Annotated in this window: 14 protein-coding genes; 4 read left to right on the top strand and 10 right to left on the bottom strand. The window is 66.7% G+C overall.

Annotated elements, in window-relative coordinates; genetic code table 11:
* The first annotated feature begins 43 nt into the window (after positions 1-43).
* A complete protein-coding gene (locus AC5P9P_RS13280) occupies positions 44-583 on the top strand; it encodes a DUF924 family protein (protein WP_111108633.1) in 540 nt (179 codons plus the stop codon).
* A gap of 77 nt (positions 584-660) precedes the next feature.
* On the opposite strand, the gene grxD is transcribed toward AC5P9P_RS13280, so the two are convergent.
* Positions 661-1,587 carry a Grx4 family monothiol glutaredoxin gene (gene grxD / locus AC5P9P_RS13275; protein ID WP_049396503.1) on the bottom strand — a complete coding sequence of 309 codons (927 nt, stop codon included), beginning with the start codon at positions 1,585-1,587 and terminating at the stop codon, positions 661-663.
* A 59-nt stretch (positions 1,588-1,646) separates the two neighbouring features.
* On the opposite strand from grxD, the gene AC5P9P_RS13270 reads away from it, so the two are divergent.
* Positions 1,647-2,426 (top strand): polysaccharide deacetylase family protein, encoded by a 780-nt coding sequence (locus AC5P9P_RS13270; RefSeq protein WP_033835208.1) that lies wholly within the window; start codon positions 1,647-1,649, stop codon positions 2,424-2,426.
* A 120-nt stretch (positions 2,427-2,546) separates the two neighbouring features.
* Here AC5P9P_RS13270 and AC5P9P_RS13265 read toward each other — a convergent pair whose 3' ends face one another.
* From AC5P9P_RS13265 to AC5P9P_RS13255, 3 genes are read right to left on the bottom strand one after another with little or no spacing between them, the layout of a single operon-like run.
* Positions 2,547-3,266 (bottom strand): class I SAM-dependent methyltransferase, encoded by a 720-nt coding sequence (locus tag AC5P9P_RS13265; RefSeq protein ID WP_033835207.1) that lies wholly within the window; start codon positions 3,264-3,266, stop codon positions 2,547-2,549.
* 4 nt (positions 3,267-3,270) lie between these two features.
* Positions 3,271-3,888 (bottom strand): SGNH/GDSL hydrolase family protein, encoded by a 618-nt coding sequence (locus AC5P9P_RS13260; protein ID WP_033835206.1) that lies wholly within the window; start codon positions 3,886-3,888, stop codon positions 3,271-3,273.
* Between the two features lie 2 nt (positions 3,889-3,890).
* The gene (locus tag AC5P9P_RS13255) at positions 3,891-5,165 is read right to left on the bottom strand and encodes a pyridoxal phosphate-dependent aminotransferase (RefSeq protein WP_495232854.1); all 1,275 of its coding nucleotides are present in this window, start codon (positions 5,163-5,165) and stop codon (positions 3,891-3,893) included.
* Positions 5,166-5,279: 114 nt separating this feature from the next.
* On the opposite strand from AC5P9P_RS13255, the gene rsgA reads away from it, so the two are divergent.
* A complete protein-coding gene (gene rsgA / locus AC5P9P_RS13250) occupies positions 5,280-6,389 on the top strand; it encodes a ribosome small subunit-dependent GTPase A (protein WP_032965961.1) in 1,110 nt (369 codons plus the stop codon).
* A 210-nt stretch (positions 6,390-6,599) separates the two neighbouring features.
* Positions 6,600-7,853, top strand: coding sequence for a flavohemoglobin expression-modulating QEGLA motif protein (locus AC5P9P_RS13245; RefSeq protein ID WP_024956039.1), 1,254 nt, complete (start codon positions 6,600-6,602; stop codon positions 7,851-7,853).
* A gap of 597 nt (positions 7,854-8,450) precedes the next feature.
* On the opposite strand, the gene AC5P9P_RS13240 is transcribed toward AC5P9P_RS13245, so the two are convergent.
* From AC5P9P_RS13240 to AC5P9P_RS13215, 6 genes are all read right to left on the bottom strand, one after another.
* Positions 8,451-10,748 carry a TonB-dependent receptor gene (locus tag AC5P9P_RS13240; RefSeq protein WP_495232853.1) on the bottom strand — a complete coding sequence of 766 codons (2,298 nt, stop codon included), beginning with the start codon at positions 10,746-10,748 and terminating at the stop codon, positions 8,451-8,453.
* 160 nt (positions 10,749-10,908) lie between these two features.
* Positions 10,909-11,451 (bottom strand): hypothetical protein, encoded by a 543-nt coding sequence (locus tag AC5P9P_RS13235; protein ID WP_049450563.1) that lies wholly within the window; start codon positions 11,449-11,451, stop codon positions 10,909-10,911.
* Positions 11,426-12,046 carry a hypothetical protein gene (locus tag AC5P9P_RS13230; RefSeq protein ID WP_065426815.1) on the bottom strand — a complete coding sequence of 207 codons (621 nt, stop codon included), beginning with the start codon at positions 12,044-12,046 and terminating at the stop codon, positions 11,426-11,428. Before AC5P9P_RS13230 ends, AC5P9P_RS13235 begins: the two co-directional genes overlap by 26 nt.
* A gap of 182 nt (positions 12,047-12,228) precedes the next feature.
* A complete protein-coding gene (gene phbB, locus AC5P9P_RS13225) occupies positions 12,229-12,969 on the bottom strand; it encodes an acetoacetyl-CoA reductase (protein WP_005419193.1) in 741 nt (246 codons plus the stop codon).
* A gap of 24 nt (positions 12,970-12,993) precedes the next feature.
* Positions 12,994-14,322, bottom strand: coding sequence for a CitMHS family transporter (locus AC5P9P_RS13220; protein WP_149501626.1), 1,329 nt, complete (start codon positions 14,320-14,322; stop codon positions 12,994-12,996).
* Between the two features lie 74 nt (positions 14,323-14,396).
* Positions 14,397-15,536 (bottom strand): OprO/OprP family phosphate-selective porin, encoded by a 1,140-nt coding sequence (locus AC5P9P_RS13215; RefSeq protein WP_033835202.1) that lies wholly within the window; start codon positions 15,534-15,536, stop codon positions 14,397-14,399.
* Positions 15,537-15,651: the final 115 nt, after the last annotated feature.

Raw genomic sequence — 15,651 nt, 5'->3', positions numbered from 1 at the left:
TGATGATGGCCTGGCGCGGCGCGCCGGCCCTGGGGAGTAGGTGATGGACGTTGCCGCGCATGTGGTGGAATTCTGGAAGGAGGCGGGCCCTGCGAAGTGGTTCGCCCGCGACGACGCGTTCGACGCGCAGTTCCGCCAGTTGTTTCTGGATGAGCATTTCGCCGCCGCTTCGCGCGCGCGCGAACATTGGCTGGGCAGTGCCGAAGGGGCGCTGGCCCTGATGCTGCTGCTCGACCAGTTCCCGCGCAACTGCTTCCGGGGTACTGCCCATTCCTACGCCACCGATGGCCTGGCCCGGCATTACGCCATGCGCGCCATCGAGGAAGGCCTGGACCTGCAGCTGGTGCCGAAGCTGCGCGCCTTCATCTACCTGCCGTTCGAGCACTCCGAGGATCCGCTGGACCAGGACCGCTCGGTGGCGATGTTCGACGTGCTGGGTGACAAGGAATACCTGCAGTACGCCGAACTGCACCGCGACATCATCCGCCGCTTCGGTCGTTTCCCGCATCGCAATGCCGTGCTCGGTCGCTTCCCCACGGCGGAAGAACTGGATTACCTGGCCGAAGGCGGGTTCGCCGGCTAAGAAAAAGGGGACGGAGGGGATTAAGTCGTTTGTGCCATAAACGACTTAATCCCCTCCGTCCCCTTTTTCAGTGCCGATCAGTACTTCGGCACGCCGTTGTCCACCTCTTCCGACCAGGCGTTGATGCCGCCGGTGACGTTGAACACCTTGGTGAAGCCCAGTGCACGGAACTGCTCGGCAGCCTGTGCGCTGCGGCCGCCGTGGTGGCACATGAAGGCCAGTGCGGTGTCCTTCGGCAGGGCCTCCAGCTGCGCACGGCCGTTTCCGTCGAAACTCTTGAACGGCACGCCCACGGCAGCGATCTCGCGCTCCTCGGCCGGGCGCACGTCCACCAGGGTGATGTTGCCGGCACGCACCAGGTCATCGGCATCACGCACGCTGATTTCCTGCACCGGCTTGGGTGCGTTCGGATTGTCGATGGCCAGGCCCTTGCCGCGGATGTCGTCCACCCAGTCGATGGTGATGCCGTTGGCGCGACGCGCGCTGGCCAGGTCGAACTGCACGCGCAGGCCGTTGGACTCGGCAGCGATCGCGCCTTCGTCGTGCGGGGCCAGCTGGAAGTTCGGCTGGAAACCGGCGTCGATGCTCAGCTGCAGGGCAGCGCCCGGGGCATCGGCCAGCGCGCCCTTGAGCATTTCCACGGCGGCCGGGGTCACGGTGATGCTCGGCGGGGTGCGGTCCGGTGCGGCCAGGCCCAGCACGCTGCTCAGCTCGCCGCTGGCGGCCATCTGCAGCACGATGTCGCTGCCACCGACCAGTTCGCCGTCGATGTACAGCTGCGGGATGGTCGGCCAGTCGCCGTAGGCCTTGATGCCTTCACGGATTTCCTGGTCGGCCAGCACGTTGACGTGGGCGAACTCGACGCCGAGATCCTGCAGGGCGCCCACGGCCTTGGCCGAGAAACCGCACTGCGGCATCGACGGCTGGCCCTTCATGAACAGCACGACGCGGTTGGCGTTGAGGATGGATTCGATGCGCGAACGCAGGGCGGGATCGAGGGACATGGACGTCGGGTTTCCGGGAATTCGAATCATCAATTCTACCCCTCATGGCATCATGGGGGATGAGCAACGCAGGAACATTGCATCGCATCCCGACCCGGCCCTGGCGCTGGCTGCCCTGGCTGGTGGCGTCGCAGTTGGCCGTGATCCTGGTATGGGTGCTGGCAGGCTGGCACTGGGGCCTGCCGCTGATGGTGGCCAGCCACGCGCTGTTCATGGTGCCGATATTCCTGCCCAACAGCCGCTTCTACGCACCGGTGCTGAGCCGGTTGCCAGAGGCCGGCAACAGCGTCTGGCTGACGATCGATGACGGCCCCGGCCCGGAAACCCGCGCCGTGCTCGACCTGCTGGACCGCCACCAGGCGCGCGCCACCTTCTTCCTGGTGGGGGAACGTGCGCTGGCACAGCCGGAACTGGTGCAGGAGATCCTGCGCCGCGGCCACGACCTGGGCAACCACAGCCACAGCCACCCACAGGCGCGCTTCTGGCGTCTGGGCCCGGCGGCGATGCGGGCCGAGATCGAGGGCTGCCAGCATGCACTGCAGGCCCTGAGCGGGCATCCGGTGCGCTGGTACCGCTCGGTGGTGGGCATGACCAATCCGTTCGTGGCACCGGTGTTGAAGGCGCTGGGCCTGGTGCGCGTGGGCTGGAGTGCCCGGGGCTACGACGGCGTCGGCTGCACGCCGGAGGGCGTGCTGTCGCGGCTGCTGCCTGACCTGCAACCCGGCGCCATCGTGCTGCTGCATGAGGGCGCCGCCCACGGTCACAATCGGGTGATCATCGAACGCGTGCTGCAGGCGCTGGACGAGCGGGGGCTGAAGGCGCGGCTGCCGGTCCTGTAAACCAGGCTTCTGGCCGCTTGGGGCAGCCGGGCGTGGGCTCGCCCCTACAGGAATGGTCGCGAGGCCATCCACGCATGGCGTGGATCTACCGCAACAGCACAGCCGAGCCTGGGTTCGGTCCTACAACGCGGGGCGTTTGGCCACCAGCAGCCAGCTGTTGAAGGGGGTACGCCCGTGCAGCGGGCGGGGTGCGGTCACCTGCAATCCAGCTTCGGCAAGCGTTGTCTGCAATACCTGCGGATCGGGGTAGTGGCGTGGTCGCGTGCCCATCCAGCCGATCAGCCAGGCCAGCCGGTCCGCCACCCGCGTGGTGCGGTCGCGGCCATCGCCGGTGGCCAGCGGCGTGCGCAGCAGCAGGCAGCTGCCGCGGGCCACCTGAGCGCTGGCCGCGCGCAGCAGTGCCTGCTGTGGGCCCGCGTCCAGGTACTGCAGTACGTCCAGCAGCAGGACGTGCCCGGCCTGCGCCGGCAGCGGCGCCTGCACATCCACGCAATCGAAGCGCACGTCATGCAGGTCGGCGGCAGCACGCTTCGCGCGGGTGATCTTGCCGGCATCCACGTCCACGCCAAGGTAGCGCTGGGTACCGCCGCGCTGGCGCAGTACATGGGCGAACAGGCCCAGCCCGCAGCCCAGGTCCAGCACCGGCTGCCCATCGTCAGGCAGATGCTGCAGCACGCCGTCGTACAGCGGATCGCTGCCGAGCTTGCCGCGGGTGTAGTAGTAGTCGCGGCGGCTGCCCCAGGCCTGCGCCGGGCGGAAGGCCTCGGCAATCAAGCGGGCCTGCGGGGCCGTCAGGGGAGTGCAGGGCAGGGGCGGGCCGTTCCGTGGCGTGCCGTCCATCGCCTCAGTCCGTGCCGCCAAGCAGGTGCGCGGCCACCGGAAGGGCGCGTGCGCTCCACAGCGCGTACATCCGCGCCGAAGGGTGCAGGCCATCCTCGGCGATCATCGTCGGGTCTTCGCCCTGTGCGCGGCTGATATCGGTGATGTCGACGAAGGCCACGCCCTGCTGGGTGCTGATCACCTCGGCTGCCGCGTTGAACTCGTCGGTCTCGATCTCGATCGCGGCCAGGTCGCGGCCACTGCCTGCGCCGAACGGGGTCGCGCCCCAATCGGGGAAGGACAGCACCAGCACGCGTCCGGCATCACCGCCAGCGAAGCCGATCGCCCGCTGCAGAAGCACCTGGAACTGGCTGCGGTATTCGTCCAGCGGACGCCCGCGGTACTGGTTGTTGACGCCGATCAGCAGGCTGACGAAATCGAACGGCCCCTGCGGCGCAGCCGCATCGATGCCCGCATCGAGTTCGTCGGTGGTCCAGCCGGTGGTGGCGATGGTCTGCGGATCGGACAGCTCAATGCCCTGCGCACGCAGCGTGGCGGCCAGCTGGTGCGGCCAGCGGCCTTCGACTGCAACCGCTTCACCGATGGTGTACGAATCGCCCAGCGCCAGGTAGGACAGCGCCACGCTCAGGCCACCGAGCGGCGCGGCTTCAGCGGCACGACCTTGGTCGCGTCCTCGGCACGTCGCGCCAGCACGCGGTCGATGCGCGCGAACACATCGCGCATCACCGAGGCCTCCGGCATCAGGGTCACGCGGAAATGATGGCGGTAGGGCACGTTGAAGCTCGAGCCCGGCACCACCAGCACGCCTTCGTTGTTCATCAGGTCCAGCGCGAAGTTGTGGTCGTCGAAGCCCTTCGCAGCGGCGCCGACCACGGCCGGGAACGCGTACAGCGCGCCGGCCGGTGCGACCAGCGAGAGGTGCTCGCTGGCTTCGCAGGCCTCGATGACCGCGCGGCGGGTTTCATACAGGCGGCCGCCCGGCGTGCACAGTTCGGAAATGGTGTCCGGACCGTTCACCGCGGCCTCGATGGCGTACTGGCCCGGCACGTTGGCGCACAGGCGCAGCGCGCCCAACAGGTCCAGTGACGCGCGGAAGTCACCCAGGCGGGCATCGTCGCCGCTGAGGTGGGCCCAGCCCACGCGCCAGCCGCAGGCGCGGTGCACCTTGCTCAGGCCGCTGAAGGTCAGGCACGGATGATCACCGGCCAGCGGCGCGACCGGCTGGAACACCGCGTCGTCGTACAGGATCTGGTCGTAGATCTCGTCGACCAGCAGCAACAGGTTGTGGCGGCGTGCGATCTCGACCACGCGCTCCAGCAGTTCGCGCGGGTAGCTGGCGCCGCTGGGGTTGTTCGGATTGATCAGCACGATGGCGCGGGTGCGCGAGGACACCAGCGTCTCGATCTCGCTCGGGTCCGGCTGGAAGCCGTTCTCCGGTGCGCAGCGGTAGTACACCGGACGGCCATCGTTGAGGATGGTCGAGGCCGACCACAGCGGGTAGTCGGGCGAGGGCACCAGCACTTCATCGCCCGGGTTGAGCAGCGCACGCAGCGACAGGTCGATCAGCTCGCTGACGCCATTGCCGAGGAAGACGCGGTCCGGGTGCGCATCGGGCGCGCCACGACGGGCGTAGTAGCTGGCGATGGCTTCGCGCGCCACCGGTAGGCCCTGCTGGTGCGTGTACGGGTCGGTGCGGCCCATGTCGTCAGCGATCGCACGCTGCAGGTGCTCCGGCGCGCGGAAGCCGAAAGCGCCCGGATTGCCGATGTTGAGCTTGATCAGCTTGCGGCCCTGCGCCTCCAGCTCCCGGGCTCGCCGCGCCAGTTCTCCGCGGATTTCGTAGCGCACTTCGGAAAGGCGCTCGCGGATGGCCAGGGGCTTGGGCGAGTTGGTGGACATGGGAGCTGGGCCGTCAAAAGGCATGGGGCTTCCATCCTACCGGAATTGCTGCAATGCATGGCAAGGGCGCGGGGCCCGTCATTGCTGGGCTGGCAGGGCGCCGGCACAGGTAGAATGGCGGCGATGACCCAGACCCCCGATTTCATCGCCCTGCAGACCATTGGCTGGCCCTGGCCGGGCCCGGCGCAGCAGGCCGACTGGCAGGCCGCGATGGCCGCACATCCGCAGGCCCGCCCGGCACGGGTGATCGAACAGCACCGCACCCACTACGTGGTGGCCGATGGCCCGGATGCGTCGATCAAGGCCGAGTCGCTGCCGGAATGGCAGCGCCCGCGCTTCCCCAGCCATGAACGGCCGGCGGTGGGTGACTGGGTGCTGCTCGATGGCATCCGCATCGTCGCCCTGCTGCCGCGTCGTACCGCGATCAAGCGTGGTGCTGCCGGCGAGCATTACCACCAGCAGGTGATCGCAGCCAACATCGATACGGTGTTCATCGTCTGCGGCCTGGATGCCGACTTCAATCCGAGGCGCATCGAGCGCTACCTGCTGCTGGTCGGCGGTGGCGGTGCCGAACCGGTGGTGGTGCTGACCAAGGCTGACCAGACCGAGTACAGCGAAGACGCGCTGGCGGTGCTGGAAGAGCTGGAGATGCAGGGTATCGCCCTGCATGCGATCAATGGCCTGGATGCCGACAGCGTGGCGGTGCTGCAACCGTGGCTGGGCCCGGGTCGCACGGTGGTGCTGGTGGGCTCGTCCGGTGCCGGCAAATCCACGCTGACCAACACCCTGCTGGGCGAGCAGCGGATGAAGACCAACGCGGTGCGCGCCAACGATTCGCGCGGACGCCACACCACCACGCACCGCGCACTGATGCCGCTGCCGACCGGCGCCTGCCTGATCGACACTCCCGGCATGCGCGAGCTGAAGCCGACCGGTGAAGAGACGCTGTCCGAAGGCGGCTTCGCCGATATCGAAGCGCTGGCCGCACAGTGCCGTTTCAACGACTGCAAGCACCAGCAGGAACCGGGCTGTGCCGTACGCGCAGCGATCGACGCAGGTGAGATCGAAGAGAGCCGGCTGCTCAACTACTTCAAGCTGAAGGAAGAAGTGGCCGCCGCCGCCGCCAAGCTGGCGGTCCGCCAGGCCGAGACCGCGCAGGAGCGTGGCGGCAAGAAGGGCAAGGGCCAGCAGTTTCGCCCGGCCGGCAAGCCGCGTAGGCGCTGATCGGTACCGCGGGGTCGGATCCCATTGCACCGCAATGGGCGCTGATCTGCGCAATGAATCCCGCCTCTGCCCGCGCCTGGCAGGTGCAGGAAACCTGCTTCTGGTAGGTGCCAACCTTGGTTGGCACGGACGTGTCCGAAGCCCGCCTTCGGCGGATGCCAACCAAGATTGGCACCTACCAACGCGCGGGCAGGGCGCTATAGTCCGCGCATGGAACCGACTGCGACGCTGGACCGTGACGTGGCCCACCATGCAGCGCTCGATGCGCGCCTGGTCGAGGCCGTGGGAGGCATCCGCCTGCTGGGCCTGACCAGTTGGCCGGCAACGGTGCAGGCACCGTTCCTGGACAGCGTGGCACGTGGTCAGCCGGTGCTGCCGAAGGTGGATTACCCACGGCTGGACTTCAGCGAAGAACGTCGCGCGCTGGCCGCGATCGCCGCCGACTGCGACGACAGCCACCCACTGGGCCACTACGTGCGGCAGTCGGCGCAGAGCTGGGATCTGGCCGCGCAACTGCTGGAAGGGCTGGGCACCGCCGCCGTCGATACCTGTTCGGTGCAGCTGTTCGGCGCGCCGGAGCAGCCGCTGCCGGGCAATGGCCCGAGCACGCGCGAAGCGGCGCGCCACTTCATCCAGATTGCCGCCGAACTGGACCACGAACTGCTGGCGCCGGAAGAGCAGGTGCCGGTCTCGGCCATCGCGCTGCAGCTGCAGCTGCAGAACGACCTGGATGCCTTCTTCGAATCGCGCATCATCCAGGTGCAGCTCGACCCGGAACTGGTGTCCAAGGCGGCTGCCGGTCCGACCCGTATCCGACTGCGCACCAGTGCCCGCTTCAGTGCCTACGACCGCGCGCAGCTGTTCCACCACGAAGCGCTGGTGCATTCGCTGACCGCATTGAACGGCCGCGAACAACCGGTGCTGCCGAGCCTGGCATTGTCCTCGCCACGGGTGACCGCCACCCAGGAAGGTCTGGCCACCTTCGCCGAGCAGATCACCGGCAGCATCGACATCGAGCGACTCAAGCGCATCAGCCTTCGTACCGAAGCGATTGCGATGGCACGCGAAGGCGCCGATTTCATCGAAGTGTTCCGCTATTTCTGCGATGCGGGGCAGAACGCAGAGGAGAGTTTCGCCTCGGCACAGCGCGTGTTCCGCGGCGTGCCGCCGAGTGGCGGCCTGGCCTTCACCAAGGACACGGTGTACCTGCGCGGCCTGGTGTCGGTGCACACCTTCTTCCGCCACATGCTGGCCGAGGACCGCCTGCAGGTCTGCCGCTGGTTGTTCGCCGGCAAGATGAGCCTGACCGATGCGATCGCGTTCGCGCCGTTGTTCGAGGCGGGGGTGCTGAAGCCTCCGCGCTGGCTGCCGCACTGGGTGAGCCGGGCGAATGGCCTGGCCGGGATGCTGGCGTTCTCGCTGTTTGCCAACCGGATACGGATGGACCAGCTGGCGCCGGAATGAAAGGCGTTGGCGGATTCTCCAGCGCCTGCCTGCTATCGGTGGGGAGGAGGCGGGGCACCCTGGCCAGGACACGCAAAAACCCCTCCATGGTGCTCGATGGCGCCATCCATGGCGCCAACGGTCCTGGCCAGGGTGCCCCGCCTCCTCCAGATAGTTTTCTGCGGGCGCGGCAGCAGGTCCACCAGAGGAATTGCGCTTGAAGAGCTTGAAAAGCAAAGCGCCGGGCAATGCCCGGCGCTTTGCTTTTGCTCTTGCTTTCCATTGCCTCCGCGCCGGCGCAGTGAATTGTCGAGCGCGGGTAGGCAGGCCCATGCAGGACCGTTGGCGCCATGGGCCCGAGGCATGCCTCGGGCGGGTTGGGCAGGACGCCCAACCCCGGTCTTGCCGTGTGCGCAGGACAGCGCACACGGCAAGGCGCCATCGAGCCCCCAAGGGTGAGGGCGCTTTGCTTGCGAAGCACTGCTTCGCAAGCGCCCGAACGCACAGCCGCCAGCGGCTGGGCCGGACCGTGGAGCGGGGTTTACGGCGTGTCCTGCATGGGCCTGCCTACCCACGCCATGCAGGAACAATCAACGCGCCGCAGCGCCCGCTTTCGATTTAGAACTCCGCCGCCAACGTCATGAACAACTGTCGCGGCGCGCTTGCATGGATCGCATAACGCGTGCCCTTCGGATCAGTCGGTGCGAACGAACTCAGCTGGCCGGCATAGCGCTTGTTGGTCAGGTTGGTCGCGTTCAACGACACCCGCACGTTGCGCAGGCCCAGGCCGGGGCCGAAGTCGTAGCCCGCACCGGCGTCGAAGGTGGTCACGCCCGGCACCGACTGGTCGTTGGTGTAGGTGTAGTAGCGCTTGCCGGTGTACTTGGCACGCAGGCTGGCGAAGAAGCCATCGCGGTTCCAGCTGATCTCACTGGAGGCCATGCGCTGCGGCGTATCCACCGTGATCTTGCCGGCCACCGGAACGATGGCGCCGCCCGAGGTGTAGTCATCCTCGTAGGTGGTCTTGTTCCAGGACAGCGCGTTGTACCACTGCAGGCCGTCGATCGGCTTGAGGATGAAGGTCAGTTCCGCGCCGTAGCTCTTCACCGAACCGACGTTGATGAAGCGCGTCACGCACTCCGGACGCGTGCCGACTTCGATGCTCGAGCACGGGTTCAACGACAGCAGGCGGTTGTCGAACTTCACGTTGTAACCCGCGATCGACGCCTGGTACTTCTCGCCGAAGGTACGGAAGCCGGCTTCAAGGCTCTTGGATTTCTCCGGCTCCAAGCCAGCGCTGGCCGCGAACGATTCCGGCGACACCTGCAGCGGGCCGCCGCTGCCACCGCCGACGAAGGCGGCGATGTTTTCGGCGTACGAGGCGAACAGCTCGTTGTTGGCGTTGAGCTTGAAGCCCAGGCCCACCTGCGGCAGCACCGATTCCTTGGCGGTCAGCGTGCCCGAGGCGATGCTGGTTTCCACGCCCGGCTGGGCGGTGGCACGCATGCGGGTGTTCGGGCTCTTGATGCCCACGTCCACGGTCAGGCGCTGGTCCAGGAAGCGCATGCGGTCCTGCACGTAGAACTGGCGCGTGCGGATGTCGAAGTCCTGGTTGAACAGCAGGCGATCAGGGTTCTTCAGGTACAGGTCGTCCAGGAACGGGCCACTGATGTAGTAGAAGTTGCGCGAGACGTTGTGGTCGTTCTGCTCGTACCACAGGCCGGCTTCCAGTTCGTGGATGCCCACCGTCCACGACAATGCGGCGGTCAGGCCATCGCGGTTGATCGTGTAGTTGGTGCTGCGGATCGAGATCGGCAGCATCCTGTCGGTGCCCGGGTAGGATGGCTGGCCCGGTGCCCACCAGTGGCCCTGGCCACGGTTGTCGTGGTGATAGGCCAGCAGCTTCAGGCGGCCCTGCTCGCCCAGGCGCAGGTCGGCATCGACCGAATAGAGATTGTCGTCGCGCAATGCGCGGCTCTGGTAGTAGGCATCGTCGATGCTGTTGACGCCGCCGCTGAACTTGCAGCGTGCCTTGTTGTAGGTGCCCGGCGCGCAGTACGCAGCGGCGACGGCGCGATCCCAGTCCGGCGCGTAGATGTTCCAATCCCAGCCCAGGCCACGCGCCAGCATGTCCTTGGACAGGTAGGCGTAGTTGGCCTGGCTGGCGCGCGAGGTGGCCACGAACGCACCGAAGCGGTGGTCGCCGACATTCCACACTGCCTTGGCGTTGAACTGGCGGGTGGTCTGGTTCTGGTAGGGCGCGGCCCACATGTCCTGGTCCTGGTGCACGCCGGACACATAGGCCGAGAAGCCGTTGATGTCACCGGTATCCACGCGCAGGTAGCCACGGCGCTGGCTGTTGTCGCCGACGGTGACGCTGGCGCGGCCACCGAACTCGGTGGACGGGTCCATCGAGAAGTACTGGATGGTGCCGCCCAGGTTGCTGGTCGAGGCCACGCCCAGCGAACCGATGCCCTGCGACAGCTCGGCACCGGCCAGGTTCTCGGCGATGATCGCGCGGGCGATGCTCAGGCCGTCGTAGTTGCCGTAGCTGTTGTCGCCCAGCGGGATGCCGTCCAGCGTGTAGCCGAGGCGGCTCTTGTCGAAGCCGCGCAGGCTGATGGTCTGCGATTCTTCGTTGGCGCCGAAGGCATCGTTGGACTGCACCGACACGCCCGGCAGGCGGTCGAGGATCTTCTGGCCGCTGGTGCCCGGCGGCAGCACCTGCTTGTCGACGGTGGTGATGCGCTGCACCTGGCGGGTCTCGCCCTGGCCGATCACGGAGACGGTATCCAGCGTCTGCGCGCTCAGCGCGGCATCGGTGCTGGCGCCGGTATCGGCGGCGGTGGCGGCATGGGCGCTGGTGGCGGCGGAGAGGGCGATCGCCACGGCGATCGTCAGGTGTCGGGTCTGCATGGTGGTCCGTTGCATTGGGGGTGGTCACCGGCACGCGTGCGCGGTGCATGGCCACTATGCGAACGGAACATGAAACCTTCTTTACGAAAAACCAACGAACGATGCAGGGCAGTGGTGCGTGTCCTGCAACATGTTCGTCATGGTGGTAGGCCGGTGGGAATCAGAAGCGCTCCCCAGGCCAGCTCAATTTGAGCTGGTCCATGCAGTCACGGTCATGTTCGGAGAATGAGAACCCGATCTGGATGCCGTTCACTACTGTGCCGAACACCGTCGACTCGTCCAGGCTATGCCCTGACGGCACGGAAAGGACATTGAAGTCGGGGTAGCGACGACCCATCTGCTTTCGCGAGATGCAGGCGCCGCTCAGCCGCAGCGTAATGCCTTTGATGATTCGCCCCGACGCGTCGGTGTAGATCTGGCCAGAGGGCCCCTTGATCCTCCCAGCGACCGCGAATGGCGCCAGATCGATGGTGGCGCTGTCGCCCCGGCCCATTCTTGCTTCCGAACGCGAGCCGGCCGGAGCCAGGGGTGATAGCTGCGCGACAAGGTCAGAGCGTGACAGCTGCAAGGACCAGCGCTCCACGAGCCGCCAGGTTGCATCCGCCTCTTCCGCAGTGGCAGCGGACGTGGCTGCTGTTGCAGAACCGGCAACCAACAGGCTCAGGATCAGAAGAAGTTCAGGGACGGGCTGCGATCGCTTCATCGTAGATTCTTCCGTAGAAGTCGTTGTAGTTCTCGCCGGTGGTTGAAGTTACGTTGTTGTCGCAGAACAGCTTACCTACCTGCCGGTCCAGGTCTTCACCGCCGGCATCGGCCTGTGCGATGAGGCCAGGACCGTTGGACGCAGCTACGCCGATGTCGTAGTACCCCAGGCTGGTCACCAGAAGCTCACTGCGCGCGGTGAGGTTGTTGAGTACCGCTTTCCCCTCCATGGTGCAGAAGTGCTGGATGAACGCACCTCGGGTGCTCAAGGCGATACCTTCGAAATACAGTGCGTGTCCCACTTCATGGGCAATGGCTGCGATCCGGAAGTAATAGCCTGCAATGTCGGAGGAATCGCAGTCGAAGGACTGGATGTAGATCCGGATGGGATCGCGATTGGTATAGGACGCGGGAGCCCAGGCGAAGGTCCACTCCGGATGGCCGGTGATCTGCGCGTCGAGCGTGGGCGCGCCTGGGATCAGCCAGTCGGGGCAGCCCAGGCCCGTGATCACCCGCATAGGCGGGGGCTCCGCGCGGGTCGGTGTCGCCAGCAGCGTAGTGGCGACCACGAGAAGCGCAATCAGCAATGCACGCATGCCAACCTCCTTGATCCGCGATTCCAGCCGTTCATCCATCGGGCTCGGCGAGCGCTGGCAGGTATAGCACCGGTTCTGCCGATGTATCGGGAAGTGCGTCTCAGAAATGCAGAAACAAAAGGGGCCGGATCACCTTCACAACTGAAGGTGATCCGGCCCCCGCGCACTCCGTGGGGGAGGGCTTAGCCCATGTACAGACCACCGTTGACCGGATAGTCGGCACCGGTCACATACGAGGCTTCATCCGACGCCAGCCACGCGCACAGGCCGGCCACTTCCTCGGGGCGGCCCAGGCGGCGCACTGGTACCGAGGCGGCCAGCCGGTCCAGCACATCCGGCGGGAAGCTGCTGATCGCCTGGCTGGCGATGTAGCCCGGTGACAGCGTGTTGACGGTGACCCCGCGCGACGCAACTTCGGCAGCCAGCGCACGGCTGAAGCCATGCATCGCGGCCTTGGCGGTGGCGTAGTTCACCTGGCCGATCTGTCCCTTGTGGGCACTGACCGAACCGATGTTGATGATGCGGCCCCAGCCCCGCGTGGCCATGCCGTCCACCACCTGCTTGGTCAGGTTGAACAGCGCGTTGAGGTTGGACGCGATCACCGCGTTCCAGTCCTCCACCGTCATCTGCCGGAACAGCAGGTCGCGGCTGCCGCCGGAATTGTTGACCAGTACATCCACCTCGCCGACTTCGGCGCGGACCTTGGCGAACGCCGCGCTGGTCGAGGCCCAGTCCGTCGCGTTGCCTTCGGAGGCGATGAAGTCGAAGCCCTGTTCGCGCTGCTCGCGCAGCCAGTTGGCCTTGCGCGGCGAGTTCGGCGCGCAGCCGGCAACCACGGTGTGGCCGCTGCGGGCCAGGCTCTGGCAGATGGCAGTGCCGACACTGCCCATTCCACTGGTGACGTAAGCGATTCGAAGCGTCATTGCAGAAGGCTCCTTGGCAAAGGGTCAGGCGGCGAGGGGATAGAGGCCGAACAGCAGGCTGCCGACCATCAGCAGCATCGAGATGGCGATGGCCCACTTCAGGGTGAACTTCTGGTGGTCGGCGAATTCGACCTTGGCCAGGCCCACCAGCAGGTAGGTGGACGGCACTAGGGGGCTGAGCAGGTGCACTGGCTGGCCGGCCAGCGAGGCGCGTGCCATTTCCACCGGGGTGATGCCGTAGTTGCCGGCAGCCTCGGACAGGATCGGCAGCACGCCGAAGTAGAACGCGTCGTTGGACATGAAGAAGGTGAACGGCATCGACGCCACCGCCGTGATCACCGCCAGGTACGGGCCCCACGATTCCGGAATCACCGCCAGGAAGCTGTGTGACATCGCTTCGACCATGCCGGTGTTGTTGAGGATGCCGGTGAAGATGCCCGCGGCGAAGATCAGCGACACCACCGACAGCACATTGCCGGCATGGTTGACCACGCGGCGGCGCTGCTCGGCCAGGTTCGGATAGTTGATCACCAGGGCGATGGCGAAGCCGACCATGAACAGCACCGGCATCGGCAGCACGCCGATGATCAGCGCGGTCATCAGTGCCACGGTCAGGGCCAGGTTCACCCACAGCAGCTTCGGGCGCTTGATGTCTTCGGCGTCTTCCACCGTCGGCAGCGGGTTGCTGTCATCGGACACGCTGTTGTCCATCCAGCTGCCGCCCTTGGGCAGGGTCACCACGCCGAGGCGGCGGCGTTCCTTCAGGCCCAGGTACCAGGCCAGCAGCAGCACGCCGGCACAGGCGATCACCATCGACGGGATCAGCGGCACGAACACGTCGGCCGGGTCCACGTGCAGCGCGGTGGCCGCGCGTGCGGTCGGGCCGCCCCACGGGGTCAGGTTCATCACGCCGCCGGCGAGGATGGTCACGCACGTCATGTTCAGCGCGTTCATGCTCAACCGCTGGTACAGCGGCAGCATCGCCGAGACGGTGATCATGTAGGTGGTCGAGCCATCGCCATCGAGCGAGATCAGCATCGCCAGCACCGCGGTGCCAAGCACGATCTTCATCGGGTCGCCCTTGACGAAACGCAGGATCACCCGCACCAGCGGATCGAACAGGCCGGCGTCGATCATCACCCCGAAGTAGAGGATGGCGAACATCAGCATCACGCCGGTCGGCGCGATCTTCTTGATGCCCTCCAGCATCATCTCGTCGATGCCGGCACCGAAGCCGCCGATCAGCGCGAACAGGATGGGGATGGTGATCAGGGCGACGAGCGGCGACAGGCGCTTGCTCATGATCAAGTACATGAACGTAATGACCATGCCAAAGCCGAGGATGCTCAGCATCATCTGCGGACTCCTTGCGAAAACAGGACGTGGGGAGTGGAAGGGGCCCGGGCGGAATGCCCGGAATGTCGGGCCTAGAAGTCGTACTGCAGGCGGCCGGTGACCGCGCGCGTGCGGTCCACCGTGACCCCGGCCAGGCGATCACGGTTGCGGCTTTCGATCACGTTGAGCATGAAGCGCAGGTTGTCGCGCAGGTACCAGTTGCCACCCAGCGTCCAGGCTTCGGTGCTGCCGCGACGCAGGTCCGGCGCACCGTCGAGATGCTGCGCGCCCCACATCTGGTCGTAGCGCAGCGCCACTTCGAAGGCTCCGGCCTTGTGCCGGATGTCCTTGACCCGCGCGAATCGACCGGTCTTGCGGTCGTAGGCACGGCTTTCGCCGGTGACGAACCAGCTGAGCATGCCGTAGGCCGCCATTACATCGCCGCGCTGCGCGCCGTCGTCGAAGGTGGCGCCACTGAACTCGCCCTGCCACGACAGCGGGCCGCGCACCTGCGCGTATTCCAGCGACCACTTGTTGACGTCGGTATCGCGGCCGGCGGAGAAGTCGACCAGGGTCAGGCGGCTGTTGTCGGACAGATGGCCGGCCGGGCGCGGGCGGATGCGCAGGCCGGGCACGCCGTTGGCGCCGGGGTTGTCGTAGGCCTCGCGGGCCAGCGACAGGCCCAGGTGCAGCACGTTGCCATCGCTGGGCGAGGGTGCCCAGGTGACGCGGCCACCGGCGGCGCGACCCTTCACCTGCCAGGCGTCGATGCTCTCCAGGCTGTAGAGGCTGGCCGCCCAGGTGAAGTCACCGGGGTTGGCCTGCCATGACGCACCCAAGCGGTACAGCGGCGCCAACGTGGTGCCGGCGTTGCCACGTTCCAGGAAGCTGCCGTAGTTGGAGCTGGTGCGGTCATCCAGCGAGAAGTACTGCTTGAACTGGCCCACGGTCAGCTTGCCGGCCTTGCCGAAGCTGCGTGCCAGGTACACGTCCTTGGCCTCGACGCGGTCGCCGGAGAAATCGGCTTCCAGCTTGTAGTCGACCACGAAGAACTTGCCGGACACGTCAACCCACGCACGGCGGATTTCGGTGTCGTCCTTGTTCGGGGTGCCCCGGTTGTCGTTGTCGAAGGTGGCGAAGTCCAGGTGCAGGCGACCACCGAGGGTGGCGGTGACCGGACGGTCGTCTTCCGCGGCGAAGGCCGGCGCCGACAGGGCAGCCAGCGCCATCATGGCGGCAGGGCGCCGCCAGGCAAACGTGAATTCCACAAACCCTCCCAGGTGCGCGCCAGGCGCGCGGCAATCGTGGGCACCGGACGGTGCGCGGCCGCAGTCTGGGTCGGGCAAG

Source organism: Stenotrophomonas sp. YJH_SMC_14-1 (assembly GCF_059372275.1).
Note: the sequence above shows the minus strand (reverse complement) of the source record. Positions and strands in the feature narration are given on the sequence as shown.

Excerpts from the sequence above, each read along its gene's own strand:
- grxD (WP_049396503.1), bottom strand. The coding sequence starts at position 1,587 with ATGTCCCTCGATCCCGCCCTGCGTTCGCGCATCGAATCCATCCTCAAC.
- rsgA (WP_032965961.1), top strand. The coding sequence starts at position 5,280 with ATGGCGGCGATGACCCAGACCCCCGATTTCATCGCCCTGCAGACCATT.
- AC5P9P_RS13240 (WP_495232853.1), bottom strand. The coding sequence starts at position 10,748 with ATGCAGACCCGACACCTGACGATCGCCGTGGCGATCGCCCTCTCCGCC.
- AC5P9P_RS13220 (WP_149501626.1), bottom strand. The coding sequence starts at position 14,322 with ATGCTGAGCATCCTCGGCTTTGGCATGGTCATTACGTTCATGTACTTG.
- phbB (WP_005419193.1), bottom strand. The coding sequence starts at position 12,969 with ATGACGCTTCGAATCGCTTACGTCACCAGTGGAATGGGCAGTGTCGGC.
- AC5P9P_RS13255 (WP_495232854.1), bottom strand. The coding sequence starts at position 5,165 with ATGTCCACCAACTCGCCCAAGCCCCTGGCCATCCGCGAGCGCCTTTCC.
- AC5P9P_RS13265 (WP_033835207.1), bottom strand. The coding sequence starts at position 3,266 with ATGGACGGCACGCCACGGAACGGCCCGCCCCTGCCCTGCACTCCCCTG.
- AC5P9P_RS13280 (WP_111108633.1), top strand. The coding sequence starts at position 44 with ATGGACGTTGCCGCGCATGTGGTGGAATTCTGGAAGGAGGCGGGCCCT.
- AC5P9P_RS13235 (WP_049450563.1), bottom strand. The coding sequence starts at position 11,451 with ATGAAGCGATCGCAGCCCGTCCCTGAACTTCTTCTGATCCTGAGCCTG.
- AC5P9P_RS13230 (WP_065426815.1), bottom strand. The coding sequence starts at position 12,046 with ATGCGTGCATTGCTGATTGCGCTTCTCGTGGTCGCCACTACGCTGCTG.
- AC5P9P_RS13270 (WP_033835208.1), top strand. The coding sequence starts at position 1,647 with ATGAGCAACGCAGGAACATTGCATCGCATCCCGACCCGGCCCTGGCGC.
- AC5P9P_RS13245 (WP_024956039.1), top strand. The coding sequence starts at position 6,600 with ATGGAACCGACTGCGACGCTGGACCGTGACGTGGCCCACCATGCAGCG.
- AC5P9P_RS13215 (WP_033835202.1), bottom strand. The coding sequence starts at position 15,536 with ATGATGGCGCTGGCTGCCCTGTCGGCGCCGGCCTTCGCCGCGGAAGAC.